The organism is Microbulbifer sp. ABF4_148 (genome assembly GCF_056158985.1).
Map to the genome: position 1 here is coordinate 390,118 of NZ_JBSWUI010000001.1, position 16,310 is coordinate 406,427.

The 16,310-nt window shown below is 57.7% G+C and carries 12 protein-coding genes; 6 read left to right on the forward strand and 6 right to left on the reverse strand.

Going from position 1 to position 16,310, the window contains the following annotated elements; all coding sequences use genetic code 11:
• The first annotated feature begins 149 nt into the window (after positions 1-149).
• The 3 genes from ACXAD0_RS01640 (at position 150) to ACXAD0_RS01650 (ending at position 5,876) form a co-directional block, all read left to right on the forward strand.
• Positions 150-2,540 (forward strand): penicillin acylase family protein, encoded by a 2,391-nt coding sequence (locus ACXAD0_RS01640; RefSeq protein ID WP_475086602.1) that lies wholly within the window; start codon positions 150-152, stop codon positions 2,538-2,540.
• Between the two features lie 81 nt (positions 2,541-2,621).
• Positions 2,622-5,063 carry an ATP-dependent DNA helicase gene (locus tag ACXAD0_RS01645; protein WP_475086603.1) on the forward strand — a complete coding sequence of 814 codons (2,442 nt, stop codon included), beginning with the start codon at positions 2,622-2,624 and terminating at the stop codon, positions 5,061-5,063.
• Between the two features lie 39 nt (positions 5,064-5,102).
• Positions 5,103-5,876 (forward strand): CLCA_X family protein, encoded by a 774-nt coding sequence (locus ACXAD0_RS01650; protein ID WP_475086604.1) that lies wholly within the window; start codon positions 5,103-5,105, stop codon positions 5,874-5,876.
• Between the two features lie 23 nt (positions 5,877-5,899).
• Here ACXAD0_RS01650 and ACXAD0_RS01655 read toward each other — a convergent pair whose 3' ends face one another.
• The 5 genes from ACXAD0_RS01655 to ACXAD0_RS01675 form a co-directional block, all read right to left on the reverse strand.
• On the reverse strand, positions 5,900-7,435 hold the full coding sequence (locus tag ACXAD0_RS01655; RefSeq protein WP_475086605.1) for a cryptochrome/photolyase family protein: 1,536 nt from the start codon (positions 7,433-7,435) through the stop codon (positions 5,900-5,902).
• Positions 7,436-7,453: 18 nt separating this feature from the next.
• Positions 7,454-8,773 carry a DASH family cryptochrome gene (locus ACXAD0_RS01660; RefSeq protein ID WP_475086606.1) on the reverse strand — a complete coding sequence of 440 codons (1,320 nt, stop codon included), beginning with the start codon at positions 8,771-8,773 and terminating at the stop codon, positions 7,454-7,456.
• Positions 8,770-8,952: a DUF2256 domain-containing protein gene (locus ACXAD0_RS01665; protein ID WP_475086607.1), complete on the reverse strand. Its 183-nt coding sequence runs from the start codon at positions 8,950-8,952 to the stop codon at positions 8,770-8,772. The genes ACXAD0_RS01660 and ACXAD0_RS01665 overlap by 4 nt, the downstream gene beginning before the upstream one ends.
• A 147-nt stretch (positions 8,953-9,099) precedes the next feature.
• Positions 9,100-9,336: a DUF1059 domain-containing protein gene (locus tag ACXAD0_RS01670; RefSeq protein ID WP_475086608.1), complete on the reverse strand. Its 237-nt coding sequence runs from the start codon at positions 9,334-9,336 to the stop codon at positions 9,100-9,102.
• Positions 9,337-9,372: 36 nt separating this feature from the next.
• Positions 9,373-9,834 (reverse strand): methyltransferase family protein, encoded by a 462-nt coding sequence (locus tag ACXAD0_RS01675; RefSeq protein WP_475086609.1) that lies wholly within the window; start codon positions 9,832-9,834, stop codon positions 9,373-9,375.
• Positions 9,835-10,055: 221 nt separating this feature from the next.
• On the opposite strand from ACXAD0_RS01675, the gene ACXAD0_RS01680 reads away from it, so the two are divergent.
• Positions 10,056-10,985 (forward strand): SGNH/GDSL hydrolase family protein, encoded by a 930-nt coding sequence (locus tag ACXAD0_RS01680; protein ID WP_475086610.1) that lies wholly within the window; start codon positions 10,056-10,058, stop codon positions 10,983-10,985.
• 56 nt (positions 10,986-11,041) lie between these two features.
• Here the strand turns inward: ACXAD0_RS01680 and ACXAD0_RS01685 are convergent, their stop codons facing one another.
• Positions 11,042-11,413 (reverse strand): hypothetical protein, encoded by a 372-nt coding sequence (locus tag ACXAD0_RS01685; RefSeq protein WP_475086611.1) that lies wholly within the window; start codon positions 11,411-11,413, stop codon positions 11,042-11,044.
• Positions 11,414-11,847: 434 nt separating this feature from the next.
• Here ACXAD0_RS01685 and ACXAD0_RS01690 point away from each other — a divergent pair, with 434 nt between their 5' ends.
• Both ACXAD0_RS01690 and gntH read left to right on the forward strand, forming a co-directional pair.
• Complete coding sequence (locus ACXAD0_RS01690) at positions 11,848-14,790, forward strand: M16 family metallopeptidase (protein WP_475086612.1); 2,943 nt, start codon at positions 11,848-11,850, stop codon at positions 14,788-14,790.
• Between the two features lie 160 nt (positions 14,791-14,950).
• Positions 14,951-16,222, forward strand: coding sequence for a guanitoxin biosynthesis MBL fold metallo-hydrolase GntH (gntH, locus tag ACXAD0_RS01695; RefSeq protein ID WP_475086613.1), 1,272 nt, complete (start codon positions 14,951-14,953; stop codon positions 16,220-16,222).
• Positions 16,223-16,310 lie beyond the last annotated feature (88 nt).

The window sequence follows — 16,310 nt, forward strand, 5'->3', positions numbered from 1 at the left end:
CCCCCTGACCAAACAGTCAGCGCATCGTGTGGAAAAACGCAGGTTTTTTTAGGCTTTTTGCCGCCTGGCGACGTACAGCCACACGACGGCGGCGGGGAAAAAGTGGTGATATGATCACCGCCGCACATCATTAATAATCGGGTTTCAACATGCCAAGTTGGTTGAAGCGGCTCGCTGCTGCAGTATGTATTTTGGTGCTGGTTATCGGTGCCTACCTCACTTTAACCCTGCGCGCGAGCCTGCCGACGCTGGACGGTGAAATCACGGTGACTTCTGGCCTCAGCGCCCCCGCCACACTGGCGCGCGACGACAAGGGTATTGCCGTGATCACCGCCGCCAGCCGGCTGGATGCCGCCTACGCGATGGGCTTTGCCCACGGACAGGACCGTTTCTTCCAGATGGACCTGGCATCCCGGCTCGCGAGCGGCGAACTCGCGGAACTGTTCGGCAACATGGCACTGGAGGCCGATAAGAAATATCGCGTACACCAGCTGCGCCGCCGGGCCAACGAAGCGCTCGCGGCTATCCCGGCAGCGGATCGCGCCATTCTCGAGATCTACGCGAAAGGCGTCAATGCGGGTCTCGCCAGCCTCGGCAGCAAGCCTTTCGAATATCACCTGTTGCGCGCCGAACCCAAACCGTGGTCGCCCACCGAATCCCTGCTGGTGTCCATGTCCATGTTCATCCAGATGACCGGCAAGCTGGCGCAAAGTGACTATGCCCGCGACCTGCTGCTGCGCGCGGGTGGTGAAACCCTGCTGGAGTTTATCCAACCCCAGGGCACGCACTGGGATACCGCCATTGACGGCACCCGGTATGCAACGCCGACAATCCCGTCGGAGGCCATCTTCGCGCTGAATAGCGGGAGTGCGTCCGACGAGGCCGCCGAACTGGCCGCTGTCTCACCCGAGCCCGGTCCGATGAATGGCTCCAACAGTTGGGCCATCAGTGGTGCCAAAACCAGCCATGGCGGTGCACTGTTGTCCAATGACCCGCACCTCGGCATGGCCATTCCCCACATCTGGTACCGCGTCCAACTCAATTACACCAATGCGGCCGGCAATGCCGTGCATATGAATGGGGTGAGTTTCCCCGGCATGCCAGCCATGGCGATCGGAACCAATGGCAATGTCGCGTGGAGTATGACCAACTCGGCCGGTGACTGGGCCGATTACATCGTGCTGGAACACGACGGGACCCACTATCAAACCCCTCAGGGTCAACAAGCGTTTGATCGCCAGGTTGAGACCATCGTCGTCAAAGGTGAAGCGCCGGTGACACTGGAAATCGACAACACCATTTGGGGGCCCGCGGTCACGCTGGAAGATGGCCAACGCGCTGCCTATCGCTGGCTGGTCCACCATGCGGAAGCGCTGAACCCGTTGCCATTCCTCGATATGGACGACGCGGCAACCGCTGCGGAAGCCGCCGAGATTGCCCATCGCTCCGGTATCAGCCCGTTCAACTTTGTGGTCGCGGACAGCGCGGGCGATATCCTGTGGACGATCCTCGGCCGCATTCCTGAGCGCGGTAGCGTGCTGACCGAGCGACTGGTGCCGTGGCAGCAAGTCGAAAATACCTGGCGCGGCTGGCTGCAACCGGCTGACTATCCAATGATCACCAGTGAGCAACTGGATTACATCTGGACCGCCAACAACCGTATCGTCGGCGGCGATATGCGCGACCAGATCGGACGCGGCACCTATGCCCTGGGCACCCGCGGCTGGCTGATCGAGCAGGACCTGACCGCCACCGAGCGCTTCGATGAACTGCGCATGACCGAAATGCTGCAGAACAATCGGGCGGAAACCGTTGCCGGCTGGCGCGACCACCTGCTGAGCTGGATGGACCCGCTCGAAGATCTCTCCGCAGACGAGTACAGCGCGCTGACAGCACTCACAGACTGGTCCGCGCGTGCCGCTGAGGATGATGTCGGCTACACCGTCGCACGGGAATACCAGCGGGAATTCACCCGCGCGATGAACCGTGCCCTGCAGGAAACCCTGGTGAATAACACGGTGATCTCTGCCGAGCACAAAGAGGTATGGCTGTTCAACAGTAACAGTGAGGGCGCCCTGGCGAAGATTCGTGACCAGCAGCCGACACACTGGCTACCCGCGGGCTTCCAGACCTGGCTGGATTTCCAGCGCTCCGTGTTGCAAACCGTACTCGCCGATCTGGTCGAGCGGCATGGCGACATCGACGCGGCAAACTGGGGCAAGCACAATGCGCTGCAAATGCACCATCCGCTGGCCTCGGCCTTGCCCGGATTCCTGGCCGACCATTTGAATATGCCTGCCAGCGAGCAGGCCGGTGACAGCTACATGCCGCTGGCGCAGCGGCCCAAGCATGGCCAGTCCATGCGCTTTGTAGTGAGTCCCGGTAAAGAGCAGGATGGCTTCCTGATTATGCCCGGAGGACAGAGTGGCCACCCGCTTTCCGACTTTTATACCGCGGGCCATGCCGACTGGGTGAATGCAGAAAACACCCCGCTGCTGCCAGGTTCCGTGATCCACACGCTGACGCTTGCACCCCAATAAGGAGTCACCGCGCTGGAGGACAGTGGCACACCCCCCGCTAACCCAAATCCAGCTCCCGTCCGCCTGTCGGTGGGGGAGCTGGTGGCCTTTGCCTGTCGCAGCGGAGACCTGACAGGCAGTCGCTCGGGCCCGACGGCGCAGGAGGGCATCCGCGCGCACCAGAAACTGCAGAAAAAGCGCCCCAAAGGCAGCGAAGCGGAATACGCCCTGGAGGCGGAATGGCGCTGCGATGGCAGCGTGGTGCAGCTGAATGGCCGGGTAGACATACTGCATCCCCAGGCCGACCTCCACACCATCGCCCGACTGGACGAAATCAAGACTACCTACTGCCCACCTGACCAACTGCCAGAGTCCGTGCGCGCGCTGCACTGGGCGCAATTGAAGATCTATGGGTTCTGTTATCTTCTGGTGCAAAACGCCGGGCAACCCCAGCCCCTCGACCGCGTCGAACTGCGAATGCTGTGGCACAACCTCAAGGAGAAGAAGACCTACAACGAGGAGCGGCAGTTTGATTTCCGCGAACTGGAGCAATTCTCGCGCGAAGCCGTAACAACTTATCTGCGCTGGCACCGACGCTGGCAGCAGCATCGCAGCGCGCTGCAGGCTTCCGCCCGTGCGCTCGAGTTTCCTTTCGCCGATTACCGTGCGGGCCAGCGCCAGCTCGCAGTGGCCACTTACCGCAGCCTGCGCGATGGCCAACCGCTGGTGGCAGAAGCCCCCACCGGAATTGGCAAGACGGTCAGCACCCTGTTTCCGGCGATCAAGGCGGTGGGGGAACAGGCGGTCGATCAGCTGATATACCTGACGGCCAAGAACTCCGGTCGGCAAGTGGTGAGGGAAACCTGCGGGCGACTGCAACAGAGCGGCTTGCAACTCTCGGTACTGGAGATCCAGGCCAGGGAAAAAACCTGTGCCTGCACCCAGGGCCTGTGCAGTCGCGATGCCGACGGCATTTGCCCGCGTACCCGCGGCTTCTTCGACCGGCTACCCGATGCGCGCGCCGAGCTACTGGGCCAGCCCGCGCTGACTACCGATACCATAGCGAAAGTCGCCGACGCCTATCAGCTGTGTCCCTTCGAACTCTCCCTGCAGATGGTGCCCTGGGCAGATCTGGTGGTCTGTGACTTCAATTATGTGTTCGACCCGCTGACCAGTCTCGGCAGCCTGTATGACACCGCACGACGGCGTGCATTGCTGGTGGACGAGGCCCACAATTTGCCCGACCGCGCACGAGAAATGTATAGCGCAGTGCTCAGCCGAGGCGACAGTCGTCGCGCCGCCAATGAGTGCAAGGGCAGCCACCCCGGCCTGCGCCGTGCAATTCTGGGGCTGGTTCGCGCTCTGGATCAGTGGATAGGCGCCCAGCGGGAAGAAACCCCGGGGCACGCGGCTGTATCAGCCAAAACCAGCCACAAGGACGAAGAAATCTGGGTGGGCCCAGCGGCGCGCAGCGAGGGCGCCGACACAACAGGCGAGCCCACCAGTATCATTCGCGCAGCACAAAAAGTTATCACCCTGGTCGGCCAGCTGTGGGAACAGTCCCGTACGCCACCGGAGACAATCAACGACTGGCTGCGCAGCGTGTTTCGCTTTCTTGTGATTGAGGAACAGCGATCGGCGCAACATCGCTGGCTTACGCGCTGTACCGACCGTAACGCGCCCTGGCAGGAACAGAAAATCAAACTGTTGTGCCTCAGTGCAGCGGATTATCTGCAGCGCTGCTACCAGCAGTTTCATGGTGTGGTACTGTTTTCGGCAACCCTGCGACCGGCAGAATTTTTCTGCGAGCAATTGGGCGTGGGGCAGCAGGCATCCTATGTGTCGCTGCCATCGCCCTTCCAGCCAGAACAGAGCGGTATTCTCCTGTGTCCTTTTATCGATACCCGCTATCATTCGCGCGAATCCTCCATCGATGGGCTGGTGGCCCTGATCCATCAAACGACGGCGATGCGTCCCGGTAACTATCTGGTATTTTTCCCTTCCTACCGGTTTATGCAGCAGGTAGCCGAACGCTACACCGCGGAATTCCCTCACACCGGCATTCTTTTGCAGCAGTCGAATGCCGATGAGAAAACTCGGGCGGAGTTTCGCGCGCATTTTAGCCAGGGCAGGAATACCCTGGGCTTTGCCATCATGGGCGGTATTTTTGGTGAAGGTGTCGACTATGTTGGCGAGCAACTCATCGGTACCATCATCGTTGGTGTAGGTCTGCCGCAGATCAATGTAGAGCAGGAGCTGTTGCGGGAGGGCGCCACTGCCGAGGGAAACCACGGCTTCGATATCGCCTACCGCTATCCGGGACTCACCCGTGTTTTGCAGACCGCTGGCCGGGTAATTCGCACCGAGAGCGATCGTGGCGTGATCGTACTGGCAGATTGCCGTTTTACTGAGCCGTTTTATCGCGGGCTGTTTCCCGCGCACTGGGACGTCCGCACTTGTCACAACGTCGATCGCCTTAAAGACGCATTGAATGCATTCTGGCAATCCGGGCATAACCTTCTGGAAGAATTCCCCGCCCCATGAAGCAACTAAAGATTTCTACCGTTCCCGGGAGTTGATGGCGTGTTGACTCGAGACTTCTACCGCAGTCGCAGAACCCGCACAGCGGATGAAACGATTTCGTTTACCGATGTGCGTAAGCGCTTTGGGTTTCGCTCGATCAGCATTGGCCGCTGGGTGACACAGGCCGAAAGGGATCGTGCGGCAGGCCTGTTTTATGATGCGCTCGACGATCTGATGGCCATTCTGCGCGGACCGGAAGCACTGGTTTCGTTGCGCGGGACACTCTCGTTCCAATATGGCATCGGCGGGCGCCCGGGCATTTCCGCATTTTATGACCCGAATGTGCGGAGCTTCTCTCTGGCCAAAAATGCCGGACCGGGGTCCATCGCGCATGAATGGTTCCATGCCCTGGATCATTACCTGGCCGACAAAGCCTTTTCCGATGCACCCGAAACCATGTATGCATCCCAGGCCTGGCTCAAGGATGCAACCCCAGTGGTCCACCCAATCAATGACCACCTACTGGCAGTATTTCGCGCAATCATGCTGGACGATAATGGTGACAATCCCAGCGCAATGTTCCTCAGCTCCAAGAAAGCAGATGAGGCAGCCGGCTGCTTATACTACGCTGATCCGGTAGAGATGTGCGCGCGTGCCTTTGAGGCCTACGTGCAGGATTCCGTTATCAAGAACAACTTCCTGGTGGCGGGCACCAAAGCGACTGACGAGGCCCGCCTGGGGCTCTATCCATCCGGACAGCAACGCCAGCGCGTCAATGACGCCTTTGCGGAATATTTTGGCGCTCTCGGGCAAGCACTTCTATCTTCAGCTTAATACTTTCTTGCTGAAGTCTTCCTTCAAAATTGATCTGGGGACTTCACAATCTGTCGCGCGCGGGCACGAACCTTTTCCAACTCTTCCGCGTCCATCCGGTCCAGCAGGCTCAACATCATGGTCATGCGCGGATTATGTTCGAAGTGTTCCCTCTTTTCGGCCAGGAAGTGCCAATACAGGCTATTAAACGGACAGGCGGTATCACCCGTGCGCTCTTTCACGTTGTAGTGGCAGCCCTCACAGTAGTTACTCATTTTATGGATATAGCTGCCACTACTGATATAGGGCTTGGTCGCCACCAGGCCGCCGTCGGCAAACTGGCTCATGCCTCGGGTATTGGTGATCTCGACCCATTCGATTGCGTCGATGTAGATTCCGAGATACCACGCATCGACTTGGTCCGGATGCACCTGCGTCAGTAAAGCAAAATTTCCGGTAATCATCAGGCGCTGTATGTGGTGCGCGTATGCATGTTCCAGACTGTTGTGTATCGCATGATGGAGGCAGTTCATCTGCGTCTCGCCGGTCCAGTAGAACTTCGGCAGCTTTTTCTGATTGTCGAGCCGGTTGCATCGTCGGTAACCGGGCATTTCTTTCCAGTAAACACCCCGCATGTACTCTCGCCAGCCGAGAATCTGCCTGATAAAGCCCTCGACCTGGCTGATCGCAATCGAATCCTGATGATCTTGCCAGTTCAGCACAACCGCCTGTATCACTTCCATCGGGTGCAGCAGCTTACTGTTCAGTACAAAGCTCAGACGGCTGTGAAAAAGATAGACCTGATCGGGATCCATCGCATCCTGATAATCCCCGAAGTGCACCAGCAGATGCTCACAAAAGTATCGCAATACTTTCAGTCCATCCTCCCGGCTCGTCGGCCAGCTAAACCGTTCAGCATCGATATAACCAATCGTACGGACACCGGCATCCTGGATACGTGCCAGTGTGGATTGCACCGTTTTACGAAAACCCCGCTCATGCGGGATATCGGGTTTGCCTTTCCACTTCTTCCGGTTACTCTGGTCAAAGTTCCACTTGCCACCAACTGGCTTGCCATCGGATTCCATCAGGACCTGGTGCTTGCGCCGCATATATCGATAGAAGCTTTCCATCAACAGGGTTTGTTTGCCCTGAAAGAACTCCGCCAGTTCCTCCCGGTGCGTGAGGAAATGCTCCGTGTCATACCCCTGGCTCTCTATACCGATATCCGCAGCGATTTGCCGCAGTTGACCGTCGAGGCGAAATTCATCCGGCAGCTGATATTCAAATTTTTCGAAGCCATATTGTTGCACTAAGTGCTTGATGTTCTGCCCCAGATCCTGCCGGTTGTCTGGATGGTCCAGCGGATAGTGCAGCACCTGCTTCCCTTTCGACCTGAGCCAATCGGCAAACTCCGCCATCGCCTCAAAGAAGGCGACCACTTTCTGGATATGGTGCACGGTGTAATCGGTTTCCTGCCGCATCTCTGCAATAAAGTAAACCGTGTCCGCATCGTCGTTGCGATACCAGCTGTGTACATGATTCAGCTGATCCCCAAGCACCAGTCGCAATGTCTTCAAACGTAGTCCCCCGCCTCGTTAACCCGACGTACCCAACCACAAACGGCGATAATGTCCATCAGCGTCGTAACGCTCTGCCTGCGACGCGATGTTGAAGCGTCGATCACGTGGATCATTGCCGACACCACTGCAATACATCCAGTTGCCATAATTGCTGTGCACGTCATAGTCGACCAACAGACTTTCAAAATAGGCTGCCCCAACGCGCCAGTCCTGCCCAAGCTCACGGGCCCAATAACTTGCCACGTTCTGACGGCCCCGATTACTCATCCAGCCGGTAGCGGCGATTTCGCGCATATTGGCGTTGACGAAATCATAGGGGGTCTCGCCGTTAATCCAGCGATCAAATGCGTCGTCATCTCGATGCCATTCATAGTCTCTGCCGAGAATGCCGCCCAGCGCAAAAATCCGGTCGCCATACCGCTGGCTTACATACTTGAAAAAGTCGCGCCACAGTAACTCGAAGACCATCCAATAAGTATCCTCATTGGCCAGTACATCCCGCTCAAATTTCTGTACCTGCCAGTAAATCTGCCGCGGTGAAATACAGCCATTGGCAAGCCACGGAGAAAGCTTGGAACTATACTCGGTGCCGAGCAAACCATTGCGTGTTTGCTTATAGCAGGCCAGCCCCTGGGTATCCCAGAAATACGTTTGTATCCGATGCCAAGCCGCAGTCTCACCACCAGCAAATGGAAAAGCACTCCGCGCATCAATCGGTGGCGACGACAGCCCCAGCGTTTCCATGGGGGGCACCGTGGTGCTTATCGTCATTAGTTCCTGGGCAACCAGATTCTCACGAGGTAGCGGCGCTGGCGCGGGCAATTCTGCACGGACAGCCCACTGTCGTTCACAGGTCTTCCGGAATGCCGTAAACATTCGCGGTAATTCGGGCAGGGAAAATGGCAAGTCTTCCGGATGGATCAGGAACTGTGCAAAATATTCATGCACCTCTACACCCAATTTACTCGCCTGTCCACGCACGCGATCCATCGTCTGGCGCTCGTCCCGCGTCCATTCTTTCTGCAGGTAAAGACCAGTGACGTCACCCCTTGACAGGAGATCTGACAGGAACTGTGCAGGCTCGGCCAGCGCAAAATACAGGGGTATATTGAGTGTCAGCAATTGCTGCTGAAGATCTGCCAGGGATTCCAACAGAAACCTGGCCCGGTACTTCCCGATACGCGGCAAGCCGTACGCGCCTGACCTGAACTGTTCGGGATCAACACAGTAGAGTGCCATCACCCGTGTATTTTGCCGGCGCGCGGCGTCACAGGCTGCGAGCAGTGGATCGTTATCTCGAATACGCAGATTATTCTGCAGCCAGATGACCTTCATTGCCCAATGGACTCCGCATCGCCATCAGCGGCGGGCTGCTCTGGCAACCGCTTGCGGCGACAGCGCTCACTGCAATACTTCACGCTGTCCCAGCAATGCGCCCACTTCCGTCGCCATTTAAACGGCCGTCGGCAGACAGGGCATATCTTCTCGGGCAAATGGTTTTTTTGATGGGGCATAACACAATCACGATCTCGTTGCGTCGGAATACGATCTGAACGCGCATCCGGACGACAATCGCAGGGCTCGCGATTAATTTAGTGCAGTCCCATCCAGAGAAAAGGATCTTTATGCCATTCTCTGCGGTACTCCGTCATTGGACGACTTCAGGTCTCGGGCAGCGCGTCGAATTCGGCACGCTTCTCTTCGTACCACTGGCGCATGGATTCCTCGGACTGCATCAATGTCTGCATTTTCTTCATGGCCTCCAGATGCGCAGGTTCCTGCTGCCGATACATTTCCACACCGTGCTGCTTACTGAGTTCTGCCATTTCTTCAAAGGTGTGCGCGTGGAAAACCTCCTCGCAGGCGCCACCCAGCTGGGCACAAGTCATGCTTTTCATTGTGATGTCTCACCATTTCGTTATTTCAGATCGAATTCAAATCCAGCGCCGTACATGCCGGCAATACGCTTCGAATGCGGCGCCAAACAACTGCTGCAACATGCGCTCTTCGGGGCGAATCTGGAAACGCTGTATATAGAGTACAAACAGGGCAACACCCACCAGGCTCCAGAGGGAGGCCAGATAGACCGACCAACCAATGAGCACAACAGCGAGCCCCAGGTACATTGGGTTGCGGCTAAAGCGATAAACGCCGCTCGTGACCAGTGCGCTCGTTTCCGCAGGGTCCAGCGGACTGATGGTGGTTTTCGCGCGGCGAAAGGAGATTACGCCGGCGATCGCGATGCAGAATCCACAGACAGCCAACAATAGGGCCACCCAACCACGGATGCTACTCGGTAGCGACACCACGGGCAGCCAATGCGCCAGCGCCCACATCAGTGCCCCACTCAATAGTCCGATGATTGGCGGCGGAACTTTTGTTTCCAGAAACGCCATCGTGATTTCCTCTATTACCTTGTCGCTTCTGGTGGCGCCGTGACAAGCAATTCACGTCACACCACAGGCCCATCAGGCGCCAAATACGTCAGCATTCCGTGAGAGCTGTCATTTCTGGAAGCGAGAAATGACGTCTACTGTACTAACATGCGAACACAAAGCGAAACAAGGCCTGGTGAAAGCGGTCCCCAGCACCAGGCCAGATCAAGGAGAGAGACGCGATGAAGTGCATAAGGAGAGTGCTCGGCTTGCTCGCGATGGTCGCTGCGCTGTGTGCCGGTACCGCGACAGCGGAACCCCCTGAGCGGCTATACGTGTTTGGTGACAGCCTGTCTGATACCGGCAACCTGGTCGGTGCCACTGGCAGTCCCTTCCCCCCACCATTTTTTCAGGGGTCGCGGGTGAGTAATGGGCCGGTGGCCGCGGAGCTCCTCGCCGAACAGCTGGGCCTTCCCCTGAATCCGGCGCGGTTTCTGGAGCTGGTACCGGAGCAAGGGACGAATTATGCAGTGGCAGGTGCACGCGCGGGCCGCAATGAACCGGGCGACTTGCGTAGCCAGGTGGGCGCTTTCCTGGTGAACAATGCCGGCGCGGTACCCGACGACAGCCTGGTCGTCATGTTTATCGGCGGGAACGATCTGTTCGATGCACGCGACGAGACCAATTTCTTCAAATCCCTGCAAATCATTGATCGCGCCGTCAACACGATCGAGGAACAGCTGGCTGCCCTCCTCGCCGCCGGTGCGGACTCGATCATGGTGCTCAATGCGCCCGACGTTGGATTTACCCCTTCAACCAGTCTCGTGGCCGAAGCCATAGGCGTGCCCTATCTGGGGAAAATCACCGCGGTGCAGGCCACGGAATTCAGCCGGAAACTCCATCGCGCAGTTCGCCGACTGGAACGGGCGAGTGGCGTCGACATTATCGAGGTCGACGTCAACACCCTGTTTTCCAGTGTGCTCAGGAATGGCCGCGGACTGGGTTACATCAATACGCAAGATGCCTGCTTTGAGACGCGCAACCTGGCATTTAACCCGGAGTGCGAGAACGGGGTACTTTTCGATGGTTTCTTTTTCTTCGATGAAGTGCACCCAACAGCGGTGACACATCAGCGGCTGTTCAGGGCGCTGTACGCCGTCACCCCAATGTAGGTTGTGTAGATACCCTCTTGTGCGGGCGGCAGTGCAAGCCGCCCGTGCCACTCGTCTTATTCTGCCTGCAGCTCACTGGACGCTGCGGTACCCATCCACCGCTGATTCAGTGCCAACAAATTCTGCAGATACTCATCTCGTGTTCGACTGCTGAGCAGTGCGGCGGCCCATTGCATCTGCAAGGCAAGCAGTTCGGATTCCGACTGAGCCTGTACGCGGTACAAGCGATCGTCTAAAAATTTGGCCCATTGCTCGCGCTCTGCCGGACTCAGATCTTCTGGATTCAGCTGTACCGCTTCTGCCAGGGATAACTGTTGGTACAGTACTTTGTCTTGGGGTATTCGCACAAACTGCAGCAGTTCTGGCTCCAGCGCTATTAGCCGGTCTTTGAATTGGCTCTGGGAGTTATCCATGGCGGGGTGAGCCATTGCAGCAGCACATAAAAGTTGCCATTCCGGTATGTCACATGTCGATCCCGCCGAAGGCTGCCCGGCATCGGTTGCGGATGTCTCCACACGTTCGCTGCTGAGCAGAGCGAAGTGGCGCGTCCAACCCTTAGAAGGATCGTCTTTTTGCCCCGCCCACAGCAATACGACCAGAGGAATGGTTATCGCGCTCGCTGTAGCGATGAACAGGACTTTCCGCATCCAAACTATTCCTTCTGCAGCTGGTCTCAGTATGGCCACACAGGGCCCGTGAATGTTCGATTCGCAGTCGCGATTTACGTTTCCGGTTGGATTTCGGTTCGATAGCCGCCCTTATTTGGCACGTAATTTGGTTTACCAGAAGGAAAATTCGACGGGCTGACCCCCTGTGTTAGCATCGGTGATGTTCCGCTCAAACCACGGAGTCTAAAAATAAAATGCTTCGCAATAGAATTGCTTTGATACTTGCCGCCGCACTGTTGTCGGCCTGTGGCCAGGATGCCGGTAACTCCGGCACCGAGGCTTCCGCCGAGTCCACTACCGCATCCGCTGCCGCGCTACCCGCTGGTGTCAGCCTGGTCGAATCCTTTGACGGAGATGGCGCCGAAATTGCCATTCCCTATACCAAGTACACGCTCGACAACGGCCTGACCGTGGTACTGCACGAGGATAAGTCAGACCCACTGGTGCATGTCGACGTCACCTACCATGTCGGCTCCAATCGCGAAGATCCGGGCCGCTCCGGTTTTGCCCATTTCTTCGAACACATGATGTTCCAGGGTTCCGTCAATGTGGGCGACGAGCAGCATTTCAAAATTATCCAGGAAGGCGGGGGCACCTTAAACGGGACCACCAATTCCGACCGTACCAATTACTATGAGACGGTTCCCGCCAACCAGCTGGAAACCGTATTGTGGCTCGAGTCCGACCGCATGGGCGTTTTCCTCGACGCGGTGACGCAGGAGAAGTTTGAAGTCCAGCGTGAAACCGTGAAGAACGAACGCGGCCAACGCGTTGACAACCGCCCCTATGGACGCGCACTGGAAACCCTGAACGCGTCCATGTATCCCGACGGCCACCCCTATTCCTGGCCGGTGATCGGCTGGCTCGAGGACCTGAACCGGGCAGATCTTAACGACCTGAAGCGTTTCTTCCTCCGCTGGTACGGCCCCAACAATGCCGTACTCACTATCGGTGGTGATATTGACACCGTACAGACACTCGAATGGGTCGTTAAGTACTTCGGTCCGATTCCCGCGGGTCCCGAAGTGGACAATCTGCCCAAGCAGCCCGCCAAGCTGAAATCCGATCGCTATGTGACGCTCGAGGATAATATCCACCTGCCGGCGCTGGCGATGATGATCCCCACGGTATATCGGCACCACCCTGATGAGCCGGCACTGGATGCCGCGGCGGAAATCCTCGGCCAGGGCCAGGACTCCATGCTCTACCAGCGTCTGGTGCAGACCGGGCGCGCCGTACAGGCCAGTGTTTCTCATTCCTGCCGGGAGCTTGCCTGCGAGATGTGGTTCATCGTGATCCAGAATCCCGCCTCCGGTGAATCGCTGGCAGAAATGGAAGTCGCCGTTCGCGAAACCCTGAAGGAATTCGCCGAGCGCGGCGTCACCGAAGATGACTTGGTCAAGTTCAAGGCAGGCTATGAGTCCGGTCGCGTCTTCGGCCTGCAGTCGGTTGCCGGCAAGGTATCTTCCCTTGCCGCCTTTGAAACTTTTAAAGGCAGCCCGAAGGGTATCGATGAGGAAATTCGCGCTTACCTCGCCGTGGAAACCCCGGATGTGACCCGCGTATTCGAGCAGTATGTCGCCGGTAAACCCTCTGTGCTGCTGAGCGTGGTACCGAACGGCAAGCCGGAACTGGCCGCTGCCGAGCAGAACTATGAATGGCAGCGCACCATCCCGGACACCTATGGTGATGACGGTCAGGAGCTGGCGTTGCGTCCGGTCAAAGACAACTTTGATCGCAGCGTCCAACCCACCCCGGGCATCAACCCGCAAGTGGAGCTGCCCGCCATCCAGGACGGCAAGCTCAAAAATGGCGTGCGCCTGCTGACGGTAGAAAACACGGAGACCCCCACCGTGACAGTGCGTGCGGTCTTTGATGTGGGCCAGCTGGACGAGCCGCAGGGCAAAGCCGGCCTGACCTCATTGATGGCCTCCCTGATGTCCGAGGCCACCACCGAGCGCAGCGCCGCCGAGTTCTCCGAAGCGCTGAGCCGCCTCGGCGCTTCTGTCAGCATCGCACCGGGCCAGTATCAGACCACAGTGACCCTGAACGTGCTGGCGAAGCATCTCGATGCCGCCATGCCATTGATGCTCGAGCGCATGCTGAAGCCAGACTTCAACGAAGCAGACTTCGCCCGGATCAAGCAGCAAACTATCGAGGGACTGCAACAAGCACGTAAAACGCCGCAAGGCTTGGCAACGCGGGCAGTGGGCGCGGTTATGCGCGGCCCGGAGCATCCGCTGAGCTACCCCACTGGCGGCCTGCCGGGAACTGTTGCGGAGATCAGCCTGGAAGACATCAAAGCTCACTATAAGGCGCACTTCCCGGTGCATCTGAGTGGCGTAACCGTCAGTACCAGTCTCGACCAGGACACCACGATCAAGGCGCTCGACGGCCTGTCGAAGCTCGAGGTCAAGCCGGCGATGCGCGCCGAGCTTGCGTTCGAGAAACCGGTAATCGATTCCCGCACCGTATACCTGGTCAACAAAGAAGGCGCGGCGCAATCCAGCGTACGTACCAGCCAGGCAGGCTTGCCGTACGATGCCCTCGGCGATTACTTCCTGGCTTACCTGGGCAACTTCCCGCTGGGTGGTAATTTCAACAGCCGGATTAACCTGAACCTGCGTGAGGATAAAGGCTTCACCTATGGCGCCCGCACCTACCTGATCGGTGAGCCGGAAGAAGGGACTTATTCCTTCAGCTCCGAAATCAAGAAGGATGCGACCGCTGAGGCGATCACCGAAGTCCTCAATGAAATTGAGGCCTATGACCGCGATGGCATGACCCCGGACGAGTTTTCTTATCTCCGTTCCGCGATCGGCCAGAAGGAAGCACGCAGCTATGAAACACCGGGCGCCAAACTCGGACTGCTGAGCAATATCCTGCGCTATGACCTGCCGCTGGACTACCGCACCCAGCAGAATGCCCTGTTGCAGGAAGTCGATCGCGACGCCCTCAACAAGGTGATTACCGGCGTACTGGAACCGGAGAAGATGGCCATCGTGGTGGTCGGCGATGAAGCCAGTATCCGCGAAAACCTGGAAGCACTGGGTATGCCCATCGTCACCCTGGATGAAGATGGCTATATCAAACAGGCAGAAGCCTCCGAAGAAGCCGCGGACTCCGCAGCGCTGTAAAGGCCCTCGCACAGTCGGAAAAAGCCCGCCATCTGGCGGGCTTTTTTTTGCCCACGGTATCTGCCCGACCGCCTGTCGTTAAGCTCGACAGCAGGATCCTGCCACTGAAGACCCGTCCGCTATATTGAACCGATGTGCTTCCTGTAAGGTGCCGGTTCCCATGAACACTCGTCGAACGTCTTCCTCAAGGAAACTCTTCATCCCCGCGCAGGCGATCTTTATTGCCCTGCTGGGGATAACTGCCCTGATCTTCGCCGGGCAACTGACGGCCGATAACGCGCAGAGCACGCCGAAACTTTCGCCGGTCAAGCCGGTGGAAGACCGCGATGCTTACTTCCCCGGTACCGAAAGCCTGGCCCCGGATGAAATGCGCGTGACTGCGTGTGGGACCGGTATGCCCAACGCACGACCCAAGCAGGCCGCGGCCTGCTGGCTGGTTGAGCTCGGCAATGGCGATAAATTTATTTTTGATATTGGCAGCGGTTCTTTTGAGCGACTCTCGGCCCTGTCGATCCCGTTCGACTTTCTCGACAAGGTCTTTATCGGTCACCTGCACTCCGATCACTTTGGCGACCTCGGTGATTTGTGGGTAGGCGGTGTGATCAGCAATCGCCAGCGGCCACTGCGCATCTGGGGGCCCAGCGGTACCAAGACCGAGTACGGCACCAAATATGCGGTAGAGAAAATGCAGGAAATGCTGACCTGGGATGCGGCCTCCCGTCTCGGCAACGTCAATACCCAGGGACAAAAACTCGAAATCAATGAGTTTGACTATCGCGGCATCAATCAGGTGATTTACCAGGAGAACGGCGTCACCATCCGTTCCATTCCTGCGGTACATGCACTGGATGGGCCAGTGAGTTTTATCCTCGACTGGAATGGGCTCAAATTCGCATTCAGCAGCGATACCTACCCCAACAAGTGGTGGCTGGAGCATACGAAAAATGCCGACCTCGCCATTCACGAGTGCTTCCTGCCGCCGGCCCTGATGGTCACCAAACAGAAATTCCCGGTGGCGGATGCACTCAATGTCGGCACACAGGTACACACCTCGCCGGCCATGTTTGGCAAGGTAATGAGTATGACCAAACCGCGTATGGCCGTGGGGTATCACTTCTTCAATGACTTCGATACCCAGCCGGAGGTCGAGCGACTGGTGCGCATGACCTACGATGGTCCATTGACCCTCGCCGTGGACTATATGGTGTTCAACGTCACCAAGGACGATATCAAGGTACGCATGGCGGTGGTCAACGAAGATGCCTGGCCACTGCCGTCGGTCACCAAGAAACTACCGGCAGATCCGAGCGAACGCGTCGGCTTTACCGAATTTATCGAGAGCGGCCGCGAAGTATTCTCCGATATCATCCAGAAAGCCTACGACGAAACCAACGAAGAGTTCGGCACTGACGTGCCGGTGCCAAAAGATTGACCCGGATTGCGCGCCTATTACATGCGAAGCAATAACCTGCTTGCACGGGCAATAAAAAAGGCGGTGTGAGTCACTCACACCGCCTTTT

What these genes read in the sequence shown, in the direction of transcription:
- ACXAD0_RS01660 (WP_475086606.1), bottom strand. Translation starts at nt 8,773, where the DNA reads ATGAAGGTCATCTGGCTGCAGAATAATCTGCGTATTCGAGATAACGAT.
- ACXAD0_RS01685 (WP_475086611.1), bottom strand. Translation starts at nt 11,413, where the DNA reads ATGGCTCACCCCGCCATGGATAACTCCCAGAGCCAATTCAAAGACCGG.
- gntH (WP_475086613.1), top strand. Translation starts at nt 14,951, where the DNA reads ATGAACACTCGTCGAACGTCTTCCTCAAGGAAACTCTTCATCCCCGCG.
- ACXAD0_RS01640 (WP_475086602.1), top strand. Translation starts at nt 150, where the DNA reads ATGCCAAGTTGGTTGAAGCGGCTCGCTGCTGCAGTATGTATTTTGGTG.
- ACXAD0_RS01690 (WP_475086612.1), top strand. Translation starts at nt 11,848, where the DNA reads ATGCTTCGCAATAGAATTGCTTTGATACTTGCCGCCGCACTGTTGTCG.
- ACXAD0_RS01680 (WP_475086610.1), top strand. Translation starts at nt 10,056, where the DNA reads ATGAAGTGCATAAGGAGAGTGCTCGGCTTGCTCGCGATGGTCGCTGCG.
- ACXAD0_RS01675 (WP_475086609.1), bottom strand. Translation starts at nt 9,834, where the DNA reads ATGGCGTTTCTGGAAACAAAAGTTCCGCCGCCAATCATCGGACTATTG.
- ACXAD0_RS01665 (WP_475086607.1), bottom strand. Translation starts at nt 8,952, where the DNA reads ATGCCCCATCAAAAAAACCATTTGCCCGAGAAGATATGCCCTGTCTGC.
- ACXAD0_RS01670 (WP_475086608.1), bottom strand. Translation starts at nt 9,336, where the DNA reads ATGAAAAGCATGACTTGTGCCCAGCTGGGTGGCGCCTGCGAGGAGGTT.